Source organism: Staphylococcus gallinarum, from assembly GCF_000875895.1.
In the GTDB taxonomy this organism is placed as follows: Bacteria; Bacillota; Bacilli; order Staphylococcales; family Staphylococcaceae; genus Staphylococcus; species Staphylococcus gallinarum.
In genome coordinates, this window is the sequence record NZ_JXCF01000179.1 from 1 (window position 1) to 241 (window position 241).

Consider the following 241-nt stretch of genomic DNA (forward strand, 5'->3'; position numbering starts at 1 on the left):
TAGAGAAGATACAAGGGGAATAATAATATATGCTGCTATTACAGCACTTAAATTATACAATGAGCTCCCTTCTAAAAAATTCATTGACTTAATTGGACCGATGAGCCCTACCAATCCAAAACCAGCCGATTCTGCATCATTTTTAATCTGTAGTAAACTTCCAAAAAAGCCTGATATAGCTGCGGTACAAGTTACAGGCAATAATAGAATTGGGTAACGTATCATATTAGGCATCATCATC

1 protein-coding gene is annotated in these 241 nt (G+C 35.7%); it reads right to left on the bottom strand.

Annotated features, from left to right (window positions below):
• Positions 1-240, bottom strand: a 240-nt coding sequence (locus SH09_RS17550; protein WP_042740210.1) for a PTS sugar transporter subunit IIC, incomplete at its 3' end; no start/stop codon positions are given.
• Position 241: the final 1 nt, after the last annotated feature.